At 67.8% G+C, this 16,171-nt stretch carries 15 protein-coding genes; 7 read left to right on the plus strand and 8 right to left on the minus strand.

What is annotated here, in order from left to right; genetic code table 11:
• Nucleotides 1-290, plus strand: a 290-nt coding sequence (locus AC3WOH_RS31865; protein WP_492233346.1) for a DUF4148 domain-containing protein, incomplete at its 5' end; no start/stop codon positions are given.
• Nucleotides 291-450: 160 nt separating this feature from the next.
• Here the strand turns inward: AC3WOH_RS31865 and AC3WOH_RS31870 are convergent.
• Nucleotides 451-963, minus strand: a complete 513-nt coding sequence (locus tag AC3WOH_RS31870) for a GNAT family N-acetyltransferase (RefSeq protein ID WP_492233347.1) — start codon at nucleotides 961-963, stop codon at nucleotides 451-453.
• A gap of 116 nt (nucleotides 964-1,079) precedes the next feature.
• Here AC3WOH_RS31870 and AC3WOH_RS31875 point away from each other — a divergent pair, with 116 nt between their 5' ends.
• The 3 genes from AC3WOH_RS31875 to AC3WOH_RS31885 all read left to right on the plus strand — a co-directional run bounded on the left by AC3WOH_RS31875 (nucleotide 1,080) and on the right by AC3WOH_RS31885 (nucleotide 3,163).
• The gene (locus AC3WOH_RS31875; protein WP_492233348.1) at nucleotides 1,080-1,931 is read left to right on the plus strand and encodes a thymidylate synthase; all 852 of its coding nucleotides are present in this window, start codon (nucleotides 1,080-1,082) and stop codon (nucleotides 1,929-1,931) included.
• 105 nt (nucleotides 1,932-2,036) lie between these two features.
• Nucleotides 2,037-2,654: a DUF4337 domain-containing protein gene (locus AC3WOH_RS31880; protein ID WP_492233349.1), complete on the plus strand. Its 618-nt coding sequence runs from the start codon at nucleotides 2,037-2,039 to the stop codon at nucleotides 2,652-2,654.
• Between the two features lie 17 nt (nucleotides 2,655-2,671).
• On the plus strand, nucleotides 2,672-3,163 hold the full coding sequence (locus tag AC3WOH_RS31885; RefSeq protein WP_492233350.1) for a dihydrofolate reductase: 492 nt from the start codon (nucleotides 2,672-2,674) through the stop codon (nucleotides 3,161-3,163).
• A gap of 27 nt (nucleotides 3,164-3,190) precedes the next feature.
• On the opposite strand, the gene AC3WOH_RS31890 is transcribed toward AC3WOH_RS31885, so the two are convergent.
• Complete coding sequence (locus tag AC3WOH_RS31890; protein ID WP_492233351.1) at nucleotides 3,191-3,556, minus strand: hypothetical protein; 366 nt, start codon at nucleotides 3,554-3,556, stop codon at nucleotides 3,191-3,193.
• Between the two features lie 393 nt (nucleotides 3,557-3,949).
• Nucleotides 3,950-8,122 (minus strand): Ig-like domain-containing protein, encoded by a 4,173-nt coding sequence (locus AC3WOH_RS31895; RefSeq protein ID WP_492233352.1) that lies wholly within the window; start codon nucleotides 8,120-8,122, stop codon nucleotides 3,950-3,952.
• 381 nt (nucleotides 8,123-8,503) lie between these two features.
• On the opposite strand from AC3WOH_RS31895, the gene xth reads away from it, so the two are divergent.
• Nucleotides 8,504-9,280 carry an exodeoxyribonuclease III gene (gene xth / locus AC3WOH_RS31900; RefSeq protein WP_492233353.1) on the plus strand — a complete coding sequence of 259 codons (777 nt, stop codon included), beginning with the start codon at nucleotides 8,504-8,506 and terminating at the stop codon, nucleotides 9,278-9,280.
• Between the two features lie 14 nt (nucleotides 9,281-9,294).
• On the opposite strand, the gene AC3WOH_RS31905 is transcribed toward xth, so the two are convergent.
• From AC3WOH_RS31905 to AC3WOH_RS31915, 3 genes are read right to left on the minus strand one after another with little or no spacing between them, the layout of a single operon-like run.
• The gene (locus AC3WOH_RS31905; RefSeq protein ID WP_492233354.1) at nucleotides 9,295-9,858 is read right to left on the minus strand and encodes a GNAT family N-acetyltransferase; all 564 of its coding nucleotides are present in this window, start codon (nucleotides 9,856-9,858) and stop codon (nucleotides 9,295-9,297) included.
• 54 nt (nucleotides 9,859-9,912) lie between these two features.
• A complete protein-coding gene (locus tag AC3WOH_RS31910) occupies nucleotides 9,913-10,416 on the minus strand; it encodes a YybH family protein (RefSeq protein WP_492233355.1) in 504 nt (167 codons plus the stop codon).
• Nucleotides 10,417-10,461: 45 nt separating this feature from the next.
• Nucleotides 10,462-11,109, minus strand: coding sequence for an NADPH-dependent F420 reductase (locus tag AC3WOH_RS31915; protein ID WP_492233356.1), 648 nt, complete (start codon nucleotides 11,107-11,109; stop codon nucleotides 10,462-10,464).
• A gap of 111 nt (nucleotides 11,110-11,220) precedes the next feature.
• Between AC3WOH_RS31915 and AC3WOH_RS31920 the strand changes: the two genes are divergently transcribed.
• Nucleotides 11,221-12,111 (plus strand): LysR substrate-binding domain-containing protein, encoded by an 891-nt coding sequence (locus AC3WOH_RS31920; protein ID WP_492233357.1) that lies wholly within the window; start codon nucleotides 11,221-11,223, stop codon nucleotides 12,109-12,111.
• 180 nt (nucleotides 12,112-12,291) lie between these two features.
• Here the strand turns inward: AC3WOH_RS31920 and AC3WOH_RS31925 are convergent, their stop codons facing one another.
• A complete protein-coding gene (locus tag AC3WOH_RS31925) occupies nucleotides 12,292-13,230 on the minus strand; it encodes a ferritin-like domain-containing protein (RefSeq protein ID WP_492233358.1) in 939 nt (312 codons plus the stop codon).
• A 195-nt stretch (nucleotides 13,231-13,425) separates the two neighbouring features.
• Here AC3WOH_RS31925 and AC3WOH_RS31930 point away from each other — a divergent pair, with 195 nt between their 5' ends.
• Nucleotides 13,426-14,532: a hypothetical protein gene (locus tag AC3WOH_RS31930; protein WP_492233359.1), complete on the plus strand. Its 1,107-nt coding sequence runs from the start codon at nucleotides 13,426-13,428 to the stop codon at nucleotides 14,530-14,532.
• Between the two features lie 6 nt (nucleotides 14,533-14,538).
• Here AC3WOH_RS31930 and AC3WOH_RS31935 read toward each other — a convergent pair whose 3' ends face one another.
• Nucleotides 14,539-16,164 carry an FAD-dependent monooxygenase gene (locus tag AC3WOH_RS31935; RefSeq protein ID WP_492233360.1) on the minus strand — a complete coding sequence of 542 codons (1,626 nt, stop codon included), beginning with the start codon at nucleotides 16,162-16,164 and terminating at the stop codon, nucleotides 14,539-14,541.
• Nucleotides 16,165-16,171: the final 7 nt, after the last annotated feature.

Below are 16,171 nucleotides of genomic sequence, written 5' to 3' on the forward strand. Positions count from 1 at the left end.
ACAAGACCGCTCGCATCCTCTCCATCGCCGCTGTGGCTGCTTTCTCTGCCTTTGGCGCCCACGCTGACGAAGCCGACTCTTCGCAGTTCGCCCTGAAGTTCGATACGAACCGCACCCGCGCTGAAGTGGCTGCCGAAGCCGCCAACGTGGCACAGACCCGCAGCCAGGAACCTGCTGGTTCGCGCGTCGTGACCTACAAGTCCACCGCTGACCGCGCTGCCGTGCGCGCAGCGGCTGCCGAAGCCGTGCGCCTGGGCCAGATCCCTTCGGGCGAAATCAGCGCCCTGTAAGAACAAGGGCCTTCAAGACAAGGCCCGCCAGTTGCGGGCCTTCCCATGGTGGTGGTGTTTCACGGTCGTGGGCACCGCCACCATGTGGAAGTGTTTCCCCACCCCTCAGCAAAAAGGGCTCCCATGCGGGAGCCCTTTTTGTTTTGGCCGCGCCCGCGGCTCAGGCCACCAATGTCTTGAACATCACATGGGCATCGACATAGCCCAGTGCGTGGTGCCTGAAGGCCCCCGGCAACGTGCCCACGATGGCAAAACCCAGGTGCTGCCACAGGCGCACGGCGCGCACATTGCTGGCCACCACCAGGTTGAACTGCATGGCCCGAAAGCCCATGGCCACGGCCTGGCGCTGCGAGTGCTCGCACATCAGCGAGGCCACCCCCTGCCCTTGAGCGGCCGGCGCCACCACATAGCCGCAGTTGCACACATGGGCACCCAGCCCGGCCTGATTGGCCTTGATGAAGTAGGTGCCCAAGATCTCGCCGTCCGTTCCACAGGCCACGAAGGTGGCCGCCGGCAGCTCCACCCAGGCCTTGTGGATCTCGGCCTCGCTGCTGTCGGGCGCAAAGGCATAGGTATCGCCGGCCTGGAAGGTGGTGCGCAGGATGGGCCAGACGGTGGGCCAGTCGGCAGGTTCGAGCGGGCGGATGGTGATGGAGGCAGAAGAAGAGGTCATGGACGAACGATACGCCAATGCCCGATGAATGCCCGATGGCTCCGCTCCGCATAAAATCCGCAGTCGGCAACGGCCTTCCCTTGATGATGGCCCAGCGCCCCACCGCGAGCGACTCCATGACCCAGCCTTCTGCCCAGCCAACCCGCCCCGTGCGCTCCCAGTACGAGGACTTCATGCGCCATGTGTTCACGCAGGGCGTGCACAAGTCCGACCGCACGGGCACGGGCACGACCAGCGTGTTCGGCCACCAGATGCGCTTCGACCTGAAAGAAGGCTTTCCGCTGGTCACCACCAAGAAGGTGCACCTGCGCTCCATCATCCAGGAGCTGCTGTGGTTCCTCACCGGCTCGGGCAACAACAACTGGCTCAAGGAACGCGACGTCACCATCTGGGACGAATGGGCGCGCGAAGACGGCGACCTGGGCCCCGTGTACGGCGTGCAGTGGCGCAGCTGGCCCACGCCCGACGGCGGCCACATCGACCAGATCAGCGACGTCATCAAGACCCTCAAGACCAACCCCGACTCGCGCCGCATCATCGTGAGCGCCTGGAACGTGGCCGATCTGAACAAGATGGCGCTCATGCCCTGCCATGCCTTTTTCCAGTTTTACGTGGCGCCCGCGCAGGAGCCCGGTGTCCGCGGCACGCTCAGCTGCCAGCTCTACCAGCGCAGCGCCGACATCTTCCTCGGCGTGCCCTTCAACATCGCCAGCTATGCGCTGCTGACCCACATGGTGGCCCAGCAGTGCGATCTGGACGTGGGCGACTTCATCTGGACCGGCGGCGACTGCCACATCTACAGCAACCACCACGAGCAGGTGCAGACCCAGCTGGCCCGCACGCCCTACCCCTACCCAACGCTGCACATCAAGCGCCGGCCGGACAGCATCTTCGACTACCAGTACGAAGACTTCGAGGTGCTGGACTACCAGTGCCACCCTGCCATCAAGGCACCGGTCGCCGTCTGACCTGCCCCCGCCCCGCACCAGCCAAGGCAGTCCACGGCGCGGCTGCAGCCTGCCTTGCCCTGCATTCCCGTTTCCCTTAAACCACTACTACAAAGAGCACCCACCATGTCTTCCGGAGGATTTCACGTACACGGCCCCCACGACCACGCAGTGGAGCATGCGGCCCAGGGCCACGGCCATGGCGACGACCACGCAGTCAGCCACGGCAGCGAAAACGGCGGCTCGTCGATGAGCAAGATCGCGATGTTCACGGCCATCGTGGCCACGGTGGGCGCGATCTTCGCGTACATGGGCGGGGCCACCCAGGCCAATGCCGGCCTGCTCAAGAACGATGCGGCCATCAAGAAGACCGAGGCCTCCAACCAGTGGAACTACTTCCAGTCCAAGAGCACCAAGCAGTCCCTGGCCGAGCTGGCCCGCGACCTGGCACCCGAAGACCGCAAGGCCACCTACCAGGCCAAGGTGGACCGCTACGAGAGCGAAAAGAACGAGATCAAGGTCGTCGCTGAAAAGCTCGAGGCCGACAGCCACAAGTTCGACCGCCAGAGCGAAGAGCAGATGCACCAGCACCACCGCTGGGCCCAGGCCACCACGGCACTGCAGGTCGCGATCGCGCTCGCCGCCATTGCCTTGCTCACGCGCAAGAAGTGGCTGGAGTACGGCATGTACGGCGTGGCCGGCATCGGCGTGGTGGTGGGCGCCCTGGCCGCGCTGCACATCTAGCAAGAAAGCGAGACGCCATGCCTTTGCACATGATCTACGCACGCGCCGCCAACGGCGTGATCGGCAAGGACAACCGCCTGCCCTGGCACCTGCCCGAAGACATGGCGCACTTCAAGTCGCTCACCCAGGGCTGCCCAGTTGTCATGGGCCGCAAGACCTGGGACTCGCTGCCCCCACGCTTTCGCCCGCTGCCCGGCCGCACCAACATCGTCATCACCCGCCAGGCCGACTGGTCTGCCGAAGGCGCCGTACGTGCCGCCAGCCTGCAGGACGCCCTGCGGCACACGAGCGCCGGCCAGACGGTGTGGGTGATCGGCGGCGCCCAGGTCTACGCCGAGGCCCAGCCCCTGGCCGACCGCATCGAGCTCACCGAGATTGCGCAGGACTTCGAGGGCGACGCCCATGCCCCGGTGCTCGACGCGGGCTGGCACGAGACGGCGCGCAGCACGCATACCTCCACGAATGGACTGCCCTTCAGCTTCGTGACGCTGGAGCGGCGAAAGGACTGAGCGGGCAAGCCCGTTGCCCGGACAGGCTCAGAACAGCTTGGCGCAGTTCACCGGCAGCTGGGCGGGAGTGCTGCCCTGCAGCACGCCCATGCTGCCGATCAGGTTGCCTTGGCTCACCGACAGGGTGAACGGCAGGTTGAAGCTGGTGGTGCCCGTGAACGACGAGGCCGTGGCCGTGCCCATGCCGTAGCCATAGAGTGCATTCGCCGGACCCAGGGCTGCGATGGTGAACATCGAGGGACCGCTGGGCTGGCCGCTGACCGTGATGAACACGCCGGTGCCGGCCACCGCGCACTGGTAGACGCCGTCCAGCGACCCGCCTGCGGCCATGCCCGCGCCCGAAGCACCTGCCAGCAGCAGTGCGGCGGCCATGGATCTGAATGTCTTGCTCATGCTTCGTTGTTCCTTTGGTATGCGTCACGCGTTCTGAATCGCGCAGCGCGCAGAAGTTCACGGAAGTCGCCCCTGGTGTCCTGTCCCGCAAATAAATGCCAATAAAGCCGCGTCTTTCACGCCAGGGCCGCGTTGCAAATCCTCGCGATAGCTACGGCTATCCCTGCGGTTTGCGCCTCGCCCTGGCGCGAAATCCATCGGTTTTATTTTTGGCATCTATTTACGGGACAGAACACCAGCCCAGCCGCAAAAAAAAGCCCGCACGAAGGCGGGCAGCAACTTGCTTGTCGCAAGAGGGGATGCCGCTTGGAGGCCGGCAAGGAAATAATAGGCCTGTGCGGCTTCCAAGGCTGTGACGCGGAGCACAGCTTGCTGCGCATCGCCGCCCCCTTCTCAAATGACAGCGGTACCCACCAGGGTGATGTCGACCAGGCGTGTGCTCACATGCCCATGACCGTCGTCCAGGGTCACCGTGAACTGGTCGTGGCGCTGCTGGCCGGCAGTGAGCAGCGGGTCGATGGTCTGGTTGCCCACGGTGTAGAGCCAGTTGACCTGGCCGGTGTGGCCGTCGGAGCGCAGTTGCGCGGTCAGCGTGCCCAAAGCGCCCGCCGTGGGCGTGACGCTCACGGTGTGCGCCGCAAACGCGGGGTCGGCAAAGCTGAAGCCGCCGGCCGTGGCCAGCGTGGCCGCGGCGTTGCTGCCGCCCAGGTCGGCCACCTTGCCAGGTGCGCTCCATTGGTAGGACTGGTCGAAGCCCAGCGTGGCCGAGGCCACCTTCTGCAGCGCCACGGCGGTGGCCGCGTCGATGCCCAGGTCGCTCGCCACCTTGTCACCCGCCCCCAGCGAGCGCGCATCGAGGCCGGTGAGGGTCTCGAACAGCACCAGGCCCGACAGGTAGGAGCCGTACTTGCTGGCGTGCAGGTTGTCGTCGTGCCAGAGGTTGACCTTGCCGCCGCCGGCGACGCTGGTGCCGCCCGCCTCGGTATAGGGGTCGCGGATCGCCAGGCCATTCTGCACGGCGGTCATGAAGGCTGTGCCCACCGGCGCCACGCCCTTGAAGTCCGGGTTGACGGCGGCCAGGTTGGCGTAGGCATTCTGCAGGTCGGTGGTCATGCCCTCCAGCGACAGGTAATAGGCCGTGGCCTGCGTGTCCGACTGGCTAATGGCCCCCGAGCCCTCGTAGGCGCCCGCGGCATTGAGCGTGCGCGAGGTGAGCATGTCGTAGGCACCCGCCACCATGTCGGGCCGCGCCCAGGTGGCGTAGAGGTACATGTCGGTCGAGGCGTCCGCATTCGGGTTGCCCGCGATGGTGGTGCCGGGCTGGGTGGTGGTGTCGGCCGCGCCGGTGTGCACGAAGTTCTCGATCGCCGTAGCGTACTTCTGGAACTCGCCGATGTCGGCATTGGCACCCGAGGTGGTGGTCAGCGTGGCATTGGCGGAGATGCCGAAGTCCGACTTGGCCGGATCGGCCGCGAAGTACGTGGCCGTGCCGTCGGCCGTGAAATTCACCGTGAGCGCAGAGCTGGTGTCGCCGCTGCGCGTGAAGGTGTAGACCAGGTTCTGGCCGGCGTTCTCGTAGACGCCCGCAGCCGAGCTCAGGCCCAGCGTGATGTTGGGCAGGCTGGTGTCGGTACCGGCCGCGAAGTCGTCGTTGACGATGGTGCCACTCACGGCCCCGAGCGTGCCCAGGTTGTAGTCCGTGCCGGTGGTCGGGTGCGTCAGCGTGAGGCGGATCGCCTCGTCGGCCTCCACCGTGCCGTCGACATGCGGGTCCAGCGTGATGCTGGCCGAGGTCTGCCCCGCCTTGATGACGATGGTGCCCGTGTTGGAGGTGAAGGACACGCTGCCCGTGGTGGTGGGCGCCCCGGTGTCCGAACTGCTGGCAAAGCCGCTGCCGCTGGTGAAGCGGTAGGGCGATGTGCCAGCGCCGCCTGCCGCGGAGAACGCACCGGTCGTGGTGTTGTACATCTCCAGGTCCTGGCTCGCGTTGACGGTGGTCGAGACCGATGGCGACGTGGACCCGTCGCGGAACGCCGTGAACGTCACGGTCAGGTCGCTGGCCGTGGATCCGGTGCGCGTGAAGGTGAAGACCAGGTTGGCCGTGCCGTCCTCCGTCACCTGGCCGGGGCTTGCCGCCAGCGACACCGTGGCCAGGGCCGGGTTGGTTGCGGGCGCATCGGGGTCGTCGTTGAGGATGGTGGTCCCGATGGCGGAGCTGGTGCCCACGCGGTAGTTTCCGGCCGAAGCGGCCAGCTTGAGCGCCAGGGTCTCGTCGTACTCCTTGGCACCATCGGCCCTGGGCGTGATCACCAGGTTGGCCGTTGCGCTACCTGCGGCAAAGGTAATGCTGCCCGAGCCCGAGGGCAGGGGTTCGTCCGTCTGGTCCTGCAGCACCACCAGCTCCCACTTCTGGCTGGCGATGTTGCCGCGCATGTCCCAGCCTGCGGCCGAGGAGTTCAGGTAGTGGCCCTTGAGCGTGGCCGCATTGCGGGTGGACAGCGACACGTCGTAGCCCAGGCCCACCTGGTCGGCGAACTTGTCGAACAGGCCCGCCACGCCGCCCCAGGGATGCGGTTCGTACAGGTTGGCCCCGGTCAGGTTGGTGAAGGTGCCGCCATTGGCCGGCGAGGTGAGGTCGTGCACGCCAAAGGGATTGGTCGCCGCGTCGTAGGTGTTGTACGACATGGCCGGGTCGATGCGCGCGAAGGTCGCGCTGTTGCCCACGAACAGCACCGGGTTGAACACCGTGGCGATGTCCACGGCGGCGGCTGCGCCCTTGTTGCCGGCCGCGTCGCTGTAGCTGTCCTTGGCCACGGCGATGTGGCCGCCCGTGTCCAGGTTGACCGATGCCGTGGCCGTGAACGTGGCCGTGCGCACCAGGCCCGTTCCGCTCAGCGCTCCCAACGTACCGCCGGACGTCGTGATGTCCGCCGCGGTGAAGCTGCTGCCCGGGTCTTCGCTGAAGGTGAAGGTGATGGTCGCGGTACCCCCGGTCTTGAGCGCCGCTGCGGAACTCGTGATGGCCAGCGTGGGAGCCTGCGTGTCCCCGGGGCCTGGGGCATCGCCGCCACCGCCACCACCGGATGCCGGTGGCGCGGGTGGATTGCTGCCCTGGCCTGCGGACACACCGGGCGCCAGTTCCCCCACGGCCTGCTGCTGCACCGCGGCCGTGAAGGCAGCGCCGGTGTAGCCGTTGACCGCCGCCTGGAAATTGCCCGTGGCCACCGAGCCTGCCGCATCGGCGGCCGCAGCGGCCACCTGGCCCAGCACAGCCACGTTGCCGGCGGCACTGACCGCATCGTTGGCAGCGTCCACCACCTTGCTGATGTTGTCCAGGCTGGTGGCATCCAGCCGCAGGCCATAGTCCCCCGCGGCATCCGCGACGATGGCACGCAGAAAGGCGGCGTCCGAAAGGTTCGCCACGCCACCGCTTGTGCCCGCGGCACTGGCGATGGCGTCCGCCAGTGACGCGATCAGCGTGCCCGCCGCCGCACCCGGCTGGCCCGCGTGCGGCGTGGCCACGCCCGGCTGCCCTGCCTTGGCCTCGGCCGCGTCCAGCGCGGCCGCACCGATGCCGATCACATTCACCAGCGCCACCGCCACCTTCTGGTAGCCCAGCGCCACGGCCTTGTCGGCGGCGCTGGCGCTGCTGCTGGCCAGCACGGCCAGCGGGTCGTAGGTGAGCAGGTTGACGCTGGCCGGCAGGCCCAGCGCCTTGGCGAGCAAGGCCGTGGCCTGCTCCACCGTGGTGGTGGCGCCGCCCTTGTCCAGCAGCGCCTGCACCAGGGTCGTGAGGGGGTTCACCACCGTGCTGCCGGCCGGCGCGGTGAGCATGCCCTTGAAGGCCTTGTTCGTGAGCAGGTCGGTGCCACCCGTGGCCACCAAGGTCCCTTGCACATTGGCCGGCAGCGTGAAGCCGCCCGCGGCATCGGTGGTGGCGGACCACTCGCCCGCATCGAGCTTGTGATTGCCATTGGCGTCGGCAAACACAGTGGCGCCCTTCACATACCCATCGGCCACACGGCCCTGGATGCCGGCGGTACTGAGCCGTGCAGCCAGCGCCTGCACGCCGCTGATGCCTGCCGCTGCACTGGCATCGCTGGCGCCAATGCCCTGCAGCAGGGTGTGCACCGCAGTCGCCACGCCCTGCCCGGAGAAGAGGGCCCCCTTGTTCTGGCTGGCCAGTGCGCTGTTGAAGGCATTGGCCGCTTCGGCACGGTGGTCCAGCGCGGTGTAGATCCCTCCATCGGCGTTGACCAGGAAGTCCATCAATTTGGCCCAGGTGGTCAGGCCCTGCTCCTGCGCCAGGCGCGCGATGGCCAGGCCGTCATTGGCCGACAGCACCACTCCCAGGCCATTGAGCGCCAGTTGCTGAATGACGCCGCCCGCGCCCCGGCTGGCGGCCATCTGGCCCATGGCCGCCTCGAAGGCCGCTGCCACCCGGCCGTAGTGGCCATCGGCGGCCACCACCGCCTCGAACTCGGCAAGCAAAGGATCGGATGCGGCGTTGCCGGTGGCGAGGATGAAGATTTGCTGCAGGACGTGGGATGCTTTGGGCGTGGACATGGCGATGCCTTCCGGGTACGGAATACGAAGTGGGGGTTGGGAACGGGGGAAAATCCACGAGGCCCGGCAGGCGGCCTCGGGCTGGCGGCTCAGGCGGCGGCGCAAGCCCCGCACGGGCGCAGACAGGCGGCTACCTGTCCGGGGGCGGGGGCATGGAATCGAATGGCAAGGCTTGTCTCCAGCGTTTTAATTTGGCGCAACGATAAGCCTGTGGCGTCATCAAATCCAATAGTATTTTCAGGGCATCTGCATATGCAATGGATATGCAGTTTTTCAGTTCGATGGCCCCTCGGAGCCCTGCTTGTCAATCGAGGATAGGATGCACCCCAGCGCAGTCGCTGCGAGCGACCGAGATTGAACAAGCAAGGACCGATGATGGTGATGAAGATCGCGACGTGGAACGTCAACTCCCTCTCTGTGCGCCTGCCCCAGGTGCTGGCCTGGCTGGCCGCCAACCCGGTGGATGCCATCGGGCTGCAGGAGCTGAAACTCACCGACGACAAGTTTCCGCACGACGCCTTCAAGGAGGCCGGCTACGAGGCCGTGGCCTTTGGCCAGAAGACCTATAACGGCGTGGCCATCCTGAGCCGCCACCCCCTGGCCGACGTGGTGCGCAACATCCCCGCGCACGAGGACGAGCAGGCGCGCGTGATCATCGCCACGCTGGACACGCCCACCGGTCCGCTGCGCCTGATCAACGGTTATTTCGTCAACGGCCAGGAGCCGGGCTCGGAAAAGTTTGCCTACAAGATGCGCTGGCTGCAGGCACTGCAGGACCTGGTGCGCGCCGAGATGGCAGCCCACCCGCGCCTGGCCCTGGTGGGTGACTTCAATGTGGCACCGGAAGACCGCGACTCCTACGACCCCGTGGGCCTGCGCGAGACCATCCACCACACGACCGAAGAGCGCAACCACTTCAAGGCCCTGCTGGAGCTGGGCCTCACCGACGCCTTCCGCATGTTCGAGCAGCCCGAGAAGATCTACTCCTGGTGGGACTACCGCATGCTGGGCTTCCAGAAGAACCGGGGCCTGCGCATCGACCACATCCTGGTCAGCGAAGCCCTGCGCGGCAGCGTCACGGCCTGCGTGGTGGACCGCGCCCCGCGCAAGAACCCGCAGCCCAGCGACCACGCACCGGTGGTGGTCACGCTGGGGTAGCCCCCCCTCCTCTCTTATTCCTTCGCCTCGAACGCCTCGCTGTACCTCACCGTGCCAGCGGGCACCGGCCCCGCGAAGGCCAGGGCCATGAAGTACTCGGGCGGCACGCCGGGCAGCACCAGCGCCGGCTCGGCCCGAAAGCCGAAGCGCGTGTAGTAGGCCGGGTCCCCCAGCACCACGCAACCCACAGCCCCTGGCAGCGCCTGCAGCTGCGCCAGGGCCTGGCGCATCAGCTGCGCGCCGATGCCCCGGCCCTGGCAGGCCGGGACCACCGAGATGGGCCCCAGGCCATACCAGCCGCCGCCCGCGGGAGAGGGGTCAACGGTGACGGGCGAGATGGCCACATGCCCGACGATGTGCTCGACGCCCTGCACCTCGCCGTCCAGGTCCCCATCCACCTCGGCGCCCTGCTCCACCGCCACCAGCGAGACCGCCAACTCCCCGCGGGCGCGCAATTCGCGCACGATGAACTGCTCGGTGTGCGAGGTATGCGGTGCATGCTCGAAGGCGGCAACGGTCACGGCCTCGATGGCCGATGCGTCGCCAGGCAGTTCCGGGCGCAGGTGGATGGTGGTCATGGCGTGGGGTTGGAGATGCGGCAGAACAGCCGCATTGTGCCGGCATGCCAGCAGTCAGGGCCTGGCCGGTGCCGCCGAGAACGCGTAGTGCGAGAACTTCCACTGCCCGTCACGCTGCTTGCGCAGCACGAACAGTTCCTTGAACGCGGCCGGACCTGCAGGCTGGGCTTGCCCCTGGACCTTGAGCGTGCCCGTGGAATGGCTGCGCAGCAGGGCCGTGTCCTTGCCCAGCAGTTGGACCTCATCGACCGTGAAGGCGAGCTGCAGCGCAATCGCCTGGAAGGTGGCGGCATAGGCGGCACGCAGCGCCTCGCGTCCGGTGGCGGCCGGCGCATCGGGCGCCATCTGCACGCCGTCGTCGGTGTAGAGCTGCATGATGGCTGCGGTGTCGGAGCGGTTGAGCGCTTCTTCGTAGCGCTGCAGGGTCTGGCGGATGGCCGCGGTGTCGGCGCCGCCGGCCGCATGCGCAGGCACGGTGGCAAGACCCAGCCCTGCAGCGAGGGAGGCGACGGTGGCCACGGCGACCAGGCCGCGGCGAGACAAGGGGTGCTGGTTCATGGAAGTTTCTCCTTGGGTGGGTGAACAGGACGCTGGCCTGGCGGTTCAGGTGCGCACCCAGGCGGGCGCCGTGGTCGGCCCCCAACCCAGGAAAAAGCCGAACTGGATGTTCATGCCACCCAGAGGCTCCAGATAGCGGCTGTTGCGCAGCGGGCCGGCGTCCACCGGCTCGAAGGCCAGCGCGCGCGCCAGCTCCTGCACGCGGTCCTTGGCCCCCACGTCGTCGCCCGCCACGAACACCTGCACCGGGGCCTTGCCCTGGCGCGCCTCGGGCGCCAGCAGTTGCGCGAAGATGGTATTGAAGGCCTTGACCACGTACGCGCCCGGTGCAGCGGCCTGGATGGCTTCGGCCGCCGAGGTGGTGGTACCCAGTTGCAGGCCCTGGAAGTCGGGCGTCACCGGGTTGCTGATATCCACCAGCACCTTGCCTTGCAGCGCCGAGGCCGGCAGGCCCTGCAGCACTTGCACGCTGGCGCCATGGGGCAGCGCCAGCACGACCACATCGGCCTGCGCCACGGCAGCCTCCATGGCCAGCACCGGCACATCGCCCAGTCCTTGCGCCCGGGCCTTGCCCGCATCGCGCGCACCGATCGCGACGGTGGCGCCGGTACCGGCCCATGCCCGGGCCAGGCCGGCGCCCATATTGCCTGCGCCCAGAACGGCGATCTTCGGGAGGCTTGCTGTGGTTGTCATGGCTTCTTCCTTTCCTTCATTGCGGTGTTGAAACGAGGAAGCCAGTGTCAATTCAAACCAAATTCAGATAAATGCCTAGAATGTTTTTAAATTGGAAACCAATGGATTGCAATGGACCGCTTCACAGGCATGGCTGTCTTCGTCAAGGCGGTGGAACTGGGCTCGTTCCGCGCCGCGGGCGATGCGTTGCAGATGTCGCCGCAGTTCGTGGGCAAGCACATAAAGGCGCTGGAGCAGCACCTGGGCGTGCGCCTGCTGCACCGCACGACGCGGCGGCAAAGCCTCACGGATTTCGGCCGCGCCTATGTGGAGCGTGCCCGCCTGATCCTGGCCGAGCTGGAGCAGGCCGAACAACTGGCGGCCGAGGCCCGCGCCGTGCCCAGCGGGCGGCTGCGCATCAACGCACCGGTGAGTTTTGGCATCCACTCCCTGGCACCCCTTCTGCCGGGCTACATGCAGGCGCACCCGCAGGTGGAGGTGGAACTCACCACCTCCAACCGCGCGGTGGACCTGGTGGACGAAGGCTATGACGCAGTGTTCCGCGTCGGCGTGCTGCAGGACAGCGGGCTCATCGCCCGGGCGCTCGCGCCCTACCGGCTGGTGGCCTGTGCCTCCCCGGCCTACCTGCAGGCCCATGCCCCACCACTGGTAATCCCCGCCGATCTGCAGCAGCACGAATGCCTGGGCTTTGCCCACACCGAGCTGCGCACGCACTGGGGCTTCGACGGCCCCGAGGGCCGCGTCACCGTGGCCGTGCACAGCCGCTTGGTTGCCGACCACGGCGAGCCCTTGGTGCACGCCGCCCTGGCCGGCCTGGGCATCATCCTGCAACCGATGGATGCCGTGCAGCATGCGCTGGCCGATGGACGCCTGGTGGAGGTGCTGCCCGGCTACCGCGTGCCCTCGCGTCCGTTGCACCTGGTCTATGCGCCCGACCGCCGGGTGACGCCCAAGCTGCGCAGCTTCATCGACTTTGCCGTGGTGCATTTCGGCCCCAAGTGAAGCCCCCAACGCACACCGCCGCCATGGGCGCAAACCCAGGGCGGCGGTAGCGGGGGAGCGGCGGCGGCGCTGTTGTTCTGGTCAGGGCGCGGCCACGGTCCTCACAGTGGCAGCCCGCCTGTTCCCTGCACGCCTGCGTACAGGCAGGCAGGAGGCCAGTCGGGCCGGCGAACGCAGCGGTCAGCGCGCGGGGATGAAGCTGTCGCGCAGGGCCTTCACTTCGTCGTGGTTGCGCTGGGCGCCATCGGCCTGGCGCTGCACCAGGGCACGCAGGTCCTGCGGCAGGTTGGCCTTGAGGGCCTTGCGGTAGCGGGCCACCGCAGCGTCCTCGCCACGCTCGCACTCTTCGAGCACGGCCTTGTCGTCCTGCGTGGACAACGCCGTCTTCACGGACACCCAGCCCCGGTGCAACGCGCCGGCCACGGTACCGCCGCTGGCGGGCTCGCCGCCGCGGGCGCGGATCTCGCGCTCCAGCTCGGCGGCAGCGGCCGCGCATTCACGCGAATGGCGTTGGAAGATGCCCTTGAGCTGGCCCGAGTCGGCATGCTCGGCGCTGGCATGGAAGCCGTATTCGCCATCGCGCGCCGATTCCAGCAGGTCGTTGAGCGTGTCGATCACGTCGTCGTTGTCGATGTCACCGGCGACCTCCAGGGGGCGGCTGCCATAGGCACGCTCGTAGGCGGCGCGGGTGGCCGGGCGGGCGTCGGTCCAGGCCAGACCGGCATCGCCATGGCGTGCGCGCCAGTCGTCGGCCAAGCGGGGCTCGATGGCGTCGTAGTCGCCTTCGTAACGGCCGACCGAACTCCAGCCCAGTTCGTAAGCGGGGCGGTATTCGTCGTAGGTGCGGCCGCCGACAAAATAGGGCTCGCGTTCGTAGTTCTCGCGCCAGTAGGCGTCTTCGTTGGTGGGGTTGACGGCTTCGCCAGCGGCCTTGCCCGCCAGCCCACCGGCTACGGCGCCAGCAACACCGCCGACGGCAGCGCCCACCGGACCACCGAAAGCGCCGGCAGCAGCGCCCGCGGCGGCGCCACCCAGCGCAGCGCCCACGCCGGTACCCACAGGGTGGGCGCCAGGTTCATTGGTCAGGGGATCGCGGTTGGCATCGTGAAAATCGGCCATGAGAGGTCTCCGGTTGGTTGAACGATGGATTCATTGTGGAAGGCCCTCCTGCCCCCCTGAGTCGGCATGCAGAGGGTGCCGGTGTAGGACATACGGCCCCTTGGGAGACTGCATTCAGCCCCCACCGCAACAGCCTGAAACAGATGGCAGGGGTGCCCTTCTGGGAAGCGCAGGCTGCGGCATGGACAATGCCGCATGAGTTCCCCCGACACCCCTGCAAGCTGCCATCTCGAATCGGCCGAACGCGGCGAGTTCATCGAGCTGCTGCTGCACGAAGGCGGCACGCGCCTGCGCGTGCGCAGCGGCACCATCGGACAACCCTGCCTGGTGCTCAACGCCACCTATGGCACGGCCGCCAAGGCGCAAGCCCACTACCAGCGCCTGCAGAAGGAATGGCAAGAGCGGGATTTCGTGCCCTGCAACCCGTCGTTGCCGGTGGCCGAGGGCAGTGTGGCCGACGAGCTGTTCGGCGACGCGCGCATCCCGCACCCGCTGCTCGAGCCCTTCCTGGCCATCAACGGCGCCGACGAGCTGCGTGGCCAGCCCCGCAGGCTGGCGTGGTTCCGCCACGGGCTGCACTGGCACACGCACTTCGACCTGGAACGCATCGCCGACCTCGGCCTGCATGCGGGCGTCATCGTGGAAGGCGACGTGCAGGTCGACGGCGTGTTCAGCCAGCTCACCTACACCTACCCCGGGCAGACACTGGTCAGCGGCAGCATCCATGCCACCAGCTTCGGCCACGGCGACAGCCACATGCGCGTGATGGGCAATGTGAAGGTGGCCAACATCATCTATGGCGAATACAACGATGGCAGTCTGGTGATCAACGGTGCCATGCATGGCCGCGCCTTCATCACCCTGGACCATGACATGCATGCCGAAGGCGGCTACCACCTGCCCATCTGCGAGTGGAATGCGCACGAGAACTGGGACGGGTATCTGGATCCCGAACTGTTCGAGTTTGATGACGAGGATGCGGACGAGCCGGGCAGCATGATCTCGGCAGAGGCGATACGCCGCTTCATGCGCGAAGGGCGCGATCCCTTTCGCCCCGGCGCCCAGCCGGTGATGCGGGAGCCGGCCCCCGAGCCCCCTCCACCACCACCGCTGTCACCGTTCGCCCAGCGCGTACGCGCGCTGGTGCATTCAGAAGATGTGGAAGGCCTCACCCAGTTGATCGAGACCTGGCCCGAGCACGGCGACGAATGGCAGCAGGCCCTGGTCGGGCGCCTGTACGCCCCCAGCACGACACCCGAGCAGCGGGCGCGGCTGAAGGCCTTGCAGAAGAAAAAGCCGTAACTGCGCTCAGGCGGTCGCCGCCACCTCGACCGGTACGCCTGACGCCACCTGCAGCACCTCGCGGGCCTGGTCGCCCCCCACCTCGGCACCGCTGCCGGCCCAGGCGACGAACTGGTCCGGCCGCACCAGCACCAGCCGGGCGTTGTAGCGCTCGTGCTCGCCCGCAGCCTGCACCTGCACCACCGCCAGCGGCAGTGACTGCGCCGCAGCGGCGTCACGGAAGGCCTGGACCTCCTGTGCACCGGCACCGAACGCCAGCAGGGTGAAACCGGTGCCCAGCTCCTCATACACATTGCGGCCCGAGGGCAGCAGCGCTGGCGCCAGGTGGTGGCCAGCGCGCGCATCGAAGCGGTGCGAGCCCTTGGCGCTGCTGGCGCGGCCAGCGCTGTCCCAGACCACCGGCGAGCCCTCGTAATGCGGCTCGAAGGCATGCACCTCGCCCACGGCACCCTGGGCGCGCGCGTTCCATGCAGCCTCGAAGGCAGCCTTGTCGCGCGCCGGGTCATGGGCGTCGAGGAATTCGCGGTCCGTGTCGATGGATTTGGCGATGAAGTCGCTGATGGTGGACGCGAACACCGGGCGGCGCTCGGCGTCGTAGGAGTCGAGCAGGCGCTCGCCGCCCCAGCCCTGCAGGGTGGCGGCCAGCTTCCAGCCCAGGTTGCGCGCATCCTCGAGCCCCGAGTTCACGCCATAGCCGCCATAGGGCGGGTGGCTGTGCGCCGCATCGCCGGCCACGAAGACCCGGCCCTGGCGGTAGCGGTCGGCCAGCATGAAGCGCAGGTCCCAGAAGCCGATGTGCTCGAACTCCACGTCGAACGGAGCTCCCACCGCGTCCTTCAGGTAGGCGGTGAAGTCGAAGTTGTCCTTGGTGGTGCCCGGTGGCACGGGCGCGTGGAAGAACCAGGTGCTTCCCAGGTCCACGCGGCCGAAGAACTTCCAGTAGCCCTTGAGCTCGGGCTGCAGCACGTTGTAGTAGGACTTGCCGGGATAGCGCTCGAGCAGCTGGTGCAGCCCGTGCGAACGGAACACCAGCAGCACCATCATGCGGTCGTGGTCGGTGCGGGTCTGGGTGATGCCGCCCTGCTCGCGCACCAGCGAACGGGCGCCGTCCGACCCCACCACGTAGGCGCTGCGCAGCACGCGCTCGCCGCCACTGCCGCCGCGCTCGGCGATGGTGATGGACACCCCGTCGGCGTCCTGCACCACGGCCCTGGCCTCCCAGCCGTACACGGTCTGCACCGAGGGCAGCTGCGCCACACGCTCGCGCAGCACGGCCTCGGTCGCGTACTGGGGCAGGCGTTCGTTGCCGGTGAAGTAATAGGGCTTGACCAGGTCGCGCTGCAGCCAGTCGTAGCTGTGCGGGCCCAGCAGCGTGCCGTGCGCGGTGAGGCCGCCAATGCCGTATTCCTTGGGGATGGTGCGTGCCGCGCGCAGCTGCGCCTCGGCCCCCCAGAAGTGGAAATGCTCCATGGTCCGCTGGGTCAGGTTCTGGCCCTTGGGAATGGGCTGGGGCTGCGCATAGCGCTCCACCACGATGGTGCGCACGCCGCGCTGGCCCAGCTCGATCGCCAGGCCCATACCCACAGGGCCGCCGCCGACGATGACCACCTCGGCGTCCTGGTGTGGGGCCATGGCTTGT

The organism is Acidovorax sp. FW305-C-20-28 (assembly GCF_058783375.1).

Bases quoted from the DNA above. Each gene is read 5' to 3' on its own strand.
- xth (WP_492233353.1), top strand. From the start codon at position 8,504: ATGAAGATCGCGACGTGGAACGTCAACTCCCTCTCTGTGCGCCTGCCC.
- AC3WOH_RS31870 (WP_492233347.1), bottom strand. From the start codon at position 963: ATGACCTCTTCTTCTGCCTCCATCACCATCCGCCCGCTCGAACCTGCC.
- AC3WOH_RS31890 (WP_492233351.1), bottom strand. From the start codon at position 3,556: ATGAGCAAGACATTCAGATCCATGGCCGCCGCACTGCTGCTGGCAGGT.
- AC3WOH_RS31875 (WP_492233348.1), top strand. From the start codon at position 1,080: ATGACCCAGCCTTCTGCCCAGCCAACCCGCCCCGTGCGCTCCCAGTAC.
- AC3WOH_RS31885 (WP_492233350.1), top strand. From the start codon at position 2,672: ATGCCTTTGCACATGATCTACGCACGCGCCGCCAACGGCGTGATCGGC.
- AC3WOH_RS31920 (WP_492233357.1), top strand. From the start codon at position 11,221: ATGGACCGCTTCACAGGCATGGCTGTCTTCGTCAAGGCGGTGGAACTG.
- AC3WOH_RS31905 (WP_492233354.1), bottom strand. From the start codon at position 9,858: ATGACCACCATCCACCTGCGCCCGGAACTGCCTGGCGACGCATCGGCC.
- AC3WOH_RS31925 (WP_492233358.1), bottom strand. From the start codon at position 13,230: ATGGCCGATTTTCACGATGCCAACCGCGATCCCCTGACCAATGAACCT.
- AC3WOH_RS31880 (WP_492233349.1), top strand. From the start codon at position 2,037: ATGTCTTCCGGAGGATTTCACGTACACGGCCCCCACGACCACGCAGTG.
- AC3WOH_RS31910 (WP_492233355.1), bottom strand. From the start codon at position 10,416: ATGAACCAGCACCCCTTGTCTCGCCGCGGCCTGGTCGCCGTGGCCACC.
- AC3WOH_RS31935 (WP_492233360.1), bottom strand. From the start codon at position 16,164: ATGGCCCCACACCAGGACGCCGAGGTGGTCATCGTCGGCGGCGGCCCT.
- AC3WOH_RS31915 (WP_492233356.1), bottom strand. From the start codon at position 11,109: ATGACAACCACAGCAAGCCTCCCGAAGATCGCCGTTCTGGGCGCAGGC.
- AC3WOH_RS31895 (WP_492233352.1), bottom strand. From the start codon at position 8,122: ATGTCCACGCCCAAAGCATCCCACGTCCTGCAGCAAATCTTCATCCTC.
- AC3WOH_RS31930 (WP_492233359.1), top strand. From the start codon at position 13,426: ATGAGTTCCCCCGACACCCCTGCAAGCTGCCATCTCGAATCGGCCGAA.